Consider the following 8,176-nt stretch of genomic DNA (forward strand, 5'->3'; position numbering starts at 1 on the left):
TGCAACTGGATAACTGCTGGGGATGATGCACAGTGACCGCTCAACACAACACTGCCATCGGCTAGCCAGACTGCGTTTATTCCCTCTAAAGTGGATATTTTTAATTGTTCCGATAATTGTGCTGGGATCGAGGGAGGAAGATAAGAAAACAGCCGATTCGATTGTTGTGTAAACCAAAATATAAAAGAGAATAACAATCCTAATAGGATAAATGTTGCCACAGATAAGCATAATAATAAGCGAGACCCTGAACGGCGGGGCACTATTATCCCGCTTAAGACATCTTTTTCCTCGCCGAGTACCAATGCTAAACCTTCTGTTTCAATGGCTTGCCGTAAAGGAACAGGTTGTTGTAAATCATGCTGTAAACCATTAATCCAAACAATACCCGGCACCTGTAGCATTATTTGGTTCTCGCTGATTATCAAGGTTAATATTTTCCCCTGAGGTAATGGCAATAATACATCGGCCCCCTGATCCCCCAGAGTAAACACCCCCTTAGGCAAAACCAGTTCGCGGCCATTGAGTTCACCATCCAATATGCGAAGCTTGAATTGCGCTGCCATATTATTCCCCTGTGTTAATCGGTACGGCTTTGATTAAAAACAACCGGACAACACTGTGAGATTGCTTATTGCTATTACGAAACAACCCGCCTAATAAGGGAATATCACCCAATAAGGGTATTTTATTTTGTGATTCAATTTGTTTATCTTGAATGAACCCACCCAAGAGTAAACTTTGTCCAACTCGCAATGTAGCTTGGGTTGAAATATCTGAGTTTTGTATTTCTGGTAAAGGCTCACTGCTACTGATTGATGCCTGTTGTTGTCCATCCTGGATATTAAGGTTAAGTAGGACTTCTTTCACACCATCAGAGTCAATCATTCTTGGCGTTACTCGTAATAATGAACCGGATGTTATTGACTCAAGTTTTGCCACCTTATCACCTTGCAGTTTTGTATAAAAAGTCACATTTTTATCTAATACTGCCTGGATATTATTCAAGGTAACCACTGATGGGCGGGATAAAACTCGCGCGCGTGAGTTCTTTTGTAACGCATTCAGGCGAACCATAAAGTTTCCGCTATCCCCTATCACGGTGGAGAATCCATTGGCATTATGTTGAGATTCCCCACTGTTAAATGAAATTCCAGTTCCGCCAATGGATGTGGATGCTGACCAATCGATACCAAGCTGACTGATATCACCTGCATCAACATCAATGATCGTCACCGAAATCTCTATTTGGACAGGCCGTAAATCCAACTGTGTAATCAAACTACGATAAAGCGGCATATTTGCCTGGCGATCGCGAATAATAATCGCATTCTGCCGAGGGTCCGCCGAGAAAAGTGGCATGCTGGCAGGCCCCCTCTCTGCTTCTTTTTCGCCCCCCAAAGATAAATGATTACCTGCACTCATTTCTCGCAGCACACTAACAAGGCCCGGTAATTTAACTTGTTGATCCCTATACTGGTAGTTAGAGTCAGCGGCAGAAGCATATTTTAGCTGGAAGACTTTCACTGTTTCTTTATTTTGGTTTTGCTCACGAACTTGCGCGGAAAACATTTTAGTCAGAGAACTCACACGCTCAATGCAGACTGGCACCCCCGTAACTTCAATAGCATTAAGTGGCGAAATAGCCTTTACAGTACAGTTTTTAGCCGCAGGCACGCCACTTTGATTTAGATATTTTATTAAGGAAGCCGTTGACAGACCTTCAGGAGATATAAGCTCCCTTTTAATAGATTGAGTTTTGTAGAAGTAGAGGATATCCCCGTCATAATACCAAGTAATATTGTATAGCCCAGCCAACTCGGACAGTATTTGTTCTGGTGTTTTATCCCGGATTTTACCACTAAATTTTTCAGTTATTTCTGGGCTAACAACCACAGGAATTCCATAATTAACCCCGAGATCCTGTAATAAATGAGTGACCGTCATGCCTCGACTATAAATAAAAAAAGGTTCACCTTGCCAAGGAATAGTTTTGCCATTGACCTGAGACATAAAAAAAAACAATATTAAGCCAGCAATTTCTTTCATACAGTCACCTTGCTGACATCTATTTTATATTCGCCTAAAATACGTTTTTTAGGTGCTTTAAGTTGAGTTGTCAATGAGTTAAAAATATCAACTAACTCATTGAGTTTATTTAGTTTTATTGACAACCCCTGACCTTCATCATTAATATTGCTTCTATCATTAATAGTATGCCGATACCAAAGCCACCAATAGTTACTCTTAAGCTGTAATGCAAAGTCTTGCGTATCCTCAAGAACCGTTAGCATGAGAGAAATAGAATAAATCGTCGAGTCAGATATCATTTTTCTTTCAATGAAAAAAAGGCCGATACAAATAGAATGGTCGTAATCCATCGCTTTGGCGGGGATACCATTCAATGTAAAGTGTATAATGTCAGTATCTGATGAATTAATATCTTTAATTAAAGTCTGCATTTTCAATATTTCTAACATTGATAATAACTCCAGCAATACCACGATTAAATTATCCTCTATAATCAAATATCCGTTATAAGGTTAAAACCTGATTTACTCATTATTCATAATTAAACGAATCTATAACGAGTAGTCATGAAATCAGTGTAATTCTTGATATCATTTTTAGGCTGTGGCGTACTAAAAAAAACAGTCAGGTGACCTCATGGAAAATTCATCATCACTCGTCACTCGATTGACATTCTTACTCGGTATAACCTTAATGGCTATTTGGTTAATTTCAATTGCCACAACAGCATTCTTTTCATATGAAGATATACGTCAACGGTTAGTCAATGAATTAACACACATGGCGTCATTACGTGCAGATTTAAGCAATTACCAATTTGAAGGGGCTGAACGGGATGCTATCTCGCTGATCAACCGCCAAACTCATCATCAAATGAACTGGGGATTCCCTATATCGCTTAAAGGCGAGAATATGAATAATACTCTCGTTAACTCAATAATATGTAATACTCCGCAATCGAAGCATGACCTTCAAGTAACACAGGCTTATGGTACTTCAGGTCAAACCTATTATCTTGATAGTTTTACGATTAAAAGAAATCAGGGGATTACAATATTTAAGCCGCAAAACGCATCTAATGATTATTTGCAGCAACGCCGCAAAGAGCTAATTTTACTCCCTGTATTTCCCACTCACGATAATATTTTTTGGGGTACTCCTACGTATACAAAAAAAAATGGCTGGCATGTTTCTGTCGCCGCCTGTGATCAGGAAGGTTCATTAGCCGGATTTTCATTAAAACTAAATGAATTAGTCACTAATAATCAATCAATTGAGCAGAGAGACATTAATTTATTGCTGGATAAGAATGGTGAGTTATTGCCTATTTATCAACAGAATATACCGTCAAACCAATTATATGAAATTCTCCGTCAATTGAAAAATAGTCCCTTACATGATGGTTGGCAGCAAACACCAGATTATTTAGTGCTAAGAACTCAGCTGAAAGGCCCTGGCTGGCAACAATTAGTTATTTATCCACGAATAGGTTTTGCTTGGGAAGCGGCAAAGCCCTCATTGCATCAACTTCCTTTTGCATTAGCTATTTTGCTGTTACTCACCCTGGCGCTTTCTTTATTACTACGATATTACCTGGCTATTCCCTTATGGAACTTTGTCAATATCATTGGTGCTACTGGACCACATGCGATGGAACCGAGATTACCCGTTAAACGCATGGATGAATTAGGCCATATTGCTCGTGCTTACAATAACTTACTAGATACATTGAATGAGCAATACGACACACTGGAAATGAAAGTAAAAGAACGTACACTGGCATTAGCAAAATCGAAATTAGCCGCCGAGCAGGCAAATCATCGTAAAAGTATTCATCTAACAACAATAAGTCATGAAATTCGCACTCCCTTAAATGGAACTCTAGGTGCAGTCGAATTATTACAAAATACCTATCTAACACCTGAACAATATCGGCTGGCAGAAACGGCTAGCCAGTGTTCACATTCATTGTTAGCGATAATTAATAATCTTTTGGACTTTTCGCGTATTGAGTCGGGCCAATTAACACTGTCCCAAGAGAAAACGGCGTTATTACCTTTACTGGATCAGGCAATGTTAACTATTCACAGCCAGGTGCTCAGTAAGTCTATTGCTCTCTCGACTTATGTCAGCTCGGATATCCCTCTAGAGCTTGAGCTGGATAGTCAGCGCATAAAGCAGATCCTGATTAATCTATTGGGTAACTCGGTTAAATTTACACAACACGGGCGTATTAGCCTCACTGTTGAACGCAAAGGCCAACAACTCTGCTTTACCGTTGAGGATACTGGTTGTGGCATTGATTTACAGGATCAACAGAAGATATTCCGCCCTTTTATTCAGACTTATGATCATAGGCAAGGGACGGGTTTGGGGCTGACTATTGCGGATAATCTGGCCAAAATGATGGGGGGACACATTACGCTTTACAGCAAACCAAACTCTGGGAGCCGTTTTTCATTAATTCTGCCGTTTAATGGAATAACTCCTGCGATGCCTTTTAAGGGGGAGTTCTATGCACCACTCTCACCATTACAGGCACAATTATCTGCTTGGGGTATAACCTGCCAATCGAAAAATAGCCAATCTGACGTCCTCCCACTGACGCTTTTGGCGGAGAAAGAATTATGTTATTTACCAGGCCGTTTATATACCAAAGTAAAACAGTATTTGGATAATAAAACCACGCCTTACCAGCCAGAAATACGACATACTCTCCCGTTACAACCTTGGCATATGAATATATTGCTGGTCGACGACGCAGAAACCAATCGTGATATTACCGGCATGATGCTGCGGCAATTGGGGCATAACATTACGCTGGCGGAGAGCGGCGAAGTAGCGCTGCGTATTGGGCAGAGTCAACATTTTGATCTGGTGCTGATGGATATTCGCATGCCGGGCATGGATGGCCTGATGACAACTCAGCGCTGGCGTAATGATGCAATTAATCTGGACAGCCGCTGCATGATAACAGCGCTGAGTGCGAATACTAACCCTGACGAAAAGATAAGGGCATATCATGCAGGGATGAATCATTATATTTATAAACCCGTGACATTCAGTCAATTGGCTAAGGTTCTGGATCTGACGGCACAATTTCAACTCGAACGTGGGATTAATCTCACTCCCCAAATAGCCGCGCCCCAACCATTATTGAACCTGACCGACGGCTCACTTCGCCTGAAAGTATTAAAATCACTACAAGATTTACTGCAACAAGCAAGAGACTCTCTTACTCATCCCCCCACATTATCGGACCATCTTCACACTCTAAAAGGCTGTGCCGGGCAAGCAGGGTTAATTGAATTACAAGACGCCGTTATCCAACTGGAAATAGCCATTGATACTAAGAAAGTGATTACACAGGAAGATATTACCCGCCTCGACGAGATAACCCATTGGCTATTTCAGCCACAAGACCCCGTGGCACTATTTAAATCATCAGGTAAAGGATTCACTTTATGAACACAAAACTATTAATTGTCGACGATCATGAGCTGATTATTAATGGCATTAAAAATATGCTTGTTGCTTATCCACGCTATCAAATTGTCGGCCAGGCAGAAAATGGGCTGGACGTGTATAACTTGTGTCGTCAAACCGAGCCAGACATTGTCATTATCGATTTAGGGCTACCCGGAATGGATGGTCTTGATGTCATTATTCAGCTTCTCCGCCGCTGGCCTACCATGAAGATCTTGGCATTGACTGCGCGTCATGAAGAGCATTACGCCAGCAGGACACTCAATAATGGTGCGCTAGGGTATGTTCTGAAGAAAAGCCCACAGCAAATCTTGCTGGCCGCGATTCAAACTGTCGCTGCGGGTAAGCGCTATATTGACCCCGCACTGAATAGCGCCTTATTGAGTAAACTGGCTCAAGGCGGCGAAACAAATCAAACTATCCTGACGCCACGCGAGCGACAAATATTAAAACTGATCACTGAAGGTTCCTGTAATCGTATTATCGCAACTCAACTTTCAATCAGCCAGAAAACCGTTGAAACCCACCGCCTTAATATGATGAAAAAACTGGATGTACATAAAGTCGCTGAACTGATTCACTGGTCATATCGCTTAGGTTTAAATGAATAATGTCCGTGAATTAACTACATGCTCATCTTTGGCCGGAACGTCCAATAAAAACCCCCCTGTTAGTATCGCTCCAACAGGGGGGGGTTTAACTGATAAGTCATTTATGATAGATAGCTATTTTTGGCTGATAGCTATTTTTGACCAATAAAGAGCTTAACCGCTAGCTTTGAACCGGCGTCTGTTTCGGCGCAAACAATGCTTTCTCATAAGCTAGAGCTTTCTTATCATCAAACTGATTTTCCCACTTGGCAATAACCAGCACCGCTAATGCATTACCCACCACATTCAGTGCGGTACGCGCCATATCCAGAATACGGTCAACGCCAGCAATAAAGGCCAAACCTTCTAGCGGAATACCGACACTGCCTAATGTCGCCAGCAAGACAACAAAAGAGACGCCCGGAACACCGGCGATGCCCTTTGAGGTCACCATCAAGGTCAGCACCAGAATAATCTCTTGCCCAAGGGACAGCTCAATACCGTAGAGTTGAGCAATAAATATCGCCGCAATACTTTGGTATAAAGTGGAGCCATCCAGATTAAATGAATAACCGGTCGGTACCACAAAACTGGTAATCGCTTTTGGCGCACCATAAGCTTCCATTTTTTCAATAATTCGTGGCAATACAGTCTCAGAACTGGCCGTGGAATAGGCCAGAATCAACTCATCCTTCAGAATTCGAATTAATGTCCAAATACGCAATTTACATAATCTGGCCACAGTGCCCAGTACCACCAATGCAAAGAACAGAATGGCGGCGTAAACCAGAACAACTAATTTGGCGAGTGGAATAAGCGATGCAAAACCAAAGTTGGCGACGGTCACCGAGATCAAACCAAACACCCCGATAGGCGCATAACGCATAATCATGTGTGTGACTTTGAACATGCTTTCAGATACAGCTTTAAACACATTCAACAGTGGTTCTTTGGTTTCTTTTGGCAATGAAGACAGCCCTAAACCAAACAACACTGAGAAGAAAATAATTGGCAACATATCGCCTTTTGCCATAGAGGCAAAGACGTTGGCAGGGATCAGCGACAAGATAGTACTGACCAAACTGTGGCTACCACTTTGCACTTGTTCAGTGGTTTTTTCATACTGGGAGATATCGACCACGGTCAACGCAGACATATCAATACCGTGCCCTGGCTGGAACACATTCGCCAAGGTGATCCCGACAATAATGGCAACAGTAGTGATCACTTCGAAATAGATGATGGTTTTTAGGCCAATTCGCCCAAGCTTCTTCGCATCACCCACACCTGCGATGCCCACTATCAAGGTTGAAATAACTATCGGCACTACAATCATTTTAATTAAGCGGATAAAAATATCGCCCGCTGGACTTAAAATATTACTAACTAACCACTCTCTTGATTCAATTTGGTTATGCAGAATTGCACCAACCAAAATACCCAACACCAGTGCAATGAGTATTTGCCAGGCCAGACTTATTTTTACACTTTTCATACCCTAAAAATTCCTCAAAGCATTCAATAAAACGCAAGTTACCAAGCATCTCAAATAGAATACTTAATCATTAAATACGGGGCTATAGTTGATGAAACTTGTGGTTCAGCCTCCCGCCAGCCGTCCACGTTATAAATCAGTATCATTTCCAGGCACTCCTCTGCAAGCCTTGTTTACACTCAGCCGACATCAGACCCGCGCCTGGTTTCGGTGAAAATAATCATTAATTCCCAGTAAACATTTGTTATTAAAAAAGTAAAATGTATCAATAGCAAATAACAGCTTAACTGGACAGTAGGAAAAGTGAGCGAAATTAAATTACTGTATAATCCATTATTATGTTTGGTTTTATGCTTTATTTTGTTTGTATTTTGTTAAAACAGATTGCAGTAATTCTCCGCCTATTTGAGATATTACACAACCAAATTTGGCTTTTATTAAGAAAATTCTCAAGAGATAATTAGAAAAATAAAGATATTAAAATGCATATTTATGCCATTCGTGATTTTATTTTTAATGGCATATTTCAATCTGAAATATATATAATGTTTTAATTACAGAAAAATATTAGAAT

The 8,176-nt window shown here is 41.0% G+C and carries 5 protein-coding genes and 1 pseudogene; 2 read left to right on the top strand and 4 right to left on the bottom strand.

Annotated elements, in window-relative coordinates:
- The 3 genes and pseudogenes from FTA91_RS00390 to FTA91_RS00400 form a co-directional block, all read right to left on the bottom strand.
- Window positions 1-566, bottom strand: a pseudogene (locus FTA91_RS00390) (type III secretion system inner membrane ring subunit SctD); the annotation flags it as partial.
- Window position 567: 1 nt separating this feature from the next.
- Window positions 568-2,049: an EscC/YscC/HrcC family type III secretion system outer membrane ring protein gene (locus FTA91_RS00395; protein ID WP_050114909.1), complete on the bottom strand. Its 1,482-nt coding sequence runs from the start codon at window positions 2,047-2,049 to the stop codon at window positions 568-570.
- Entirely contained in the window at window positions 2,046-2,480 is a 435-nt protein-coding gene (locus FTA91_RS00400) for a hypothetical protein (protein WP_050114908.1), read from the bottom strand. The genes FTA91_RS00395 and FTA91_RS00400 overlap by 4 nt, the downstream gene beginning before the upstream one ends.
- 187 nt (window positions 2,481-2,667) lie before the next feature.
- Between FTA91_RS00400 and FTA91_RS00405 the strand changes: the two genes are divergently transcribed.
- A complete protein-coding gene (locus tag FTA91_RS00405; RefSeq protein WP_145535552.1) occupies window positions 2,668-5,499 on the top strand; it encodes a two component system sensor kinase in 2,832 nt (943 codons plus the stop codon).
- On the top strand, window positions 5,496-6,128 hold the full coding sequence (locus tag FTA91_RS00410) for a two component system response regulator (protein WP_050114905.1): 633 nt from the start codon (window positions 5,496-5,498) through the stop codon (window positions 6,126-6,128). The genes FTA91_RS00405 and FTA91_RS00410 overlap by 4 nt, the downstream gene beginning before the upstream one ends.
- Window positions 6,129-6,288: 160 nt before the next feature.
- Here the strand turns inward: FTA91_RS00410 and gltP are convergent, their stop codons facing one another.
- On the bottom strand, window positions 6,289-7,602 hold the full coding sequence (gltP, locus tag FTA91_RS00415) for a glutamate/aspartate:proton symporter GltP (RefSeq protein ID WP_050114903.1): 1,314 nt from the start codon (window positions 7,600-7,602) through the stop codon (window positions 6,289-6,291).
- Window positions 7,603-8,176 lie beyond the last annotated feature (574 nt).

This window comes from Yersinia thracica, assembly GCF_902170565.1.
Classification (GTDB): domain Bacteria; phylum Pseudomonadota; class Gammaproteobacteria; order Enterobacterales; family Enterobacteriaceae; genus Yersinia; species Yersinia thracica.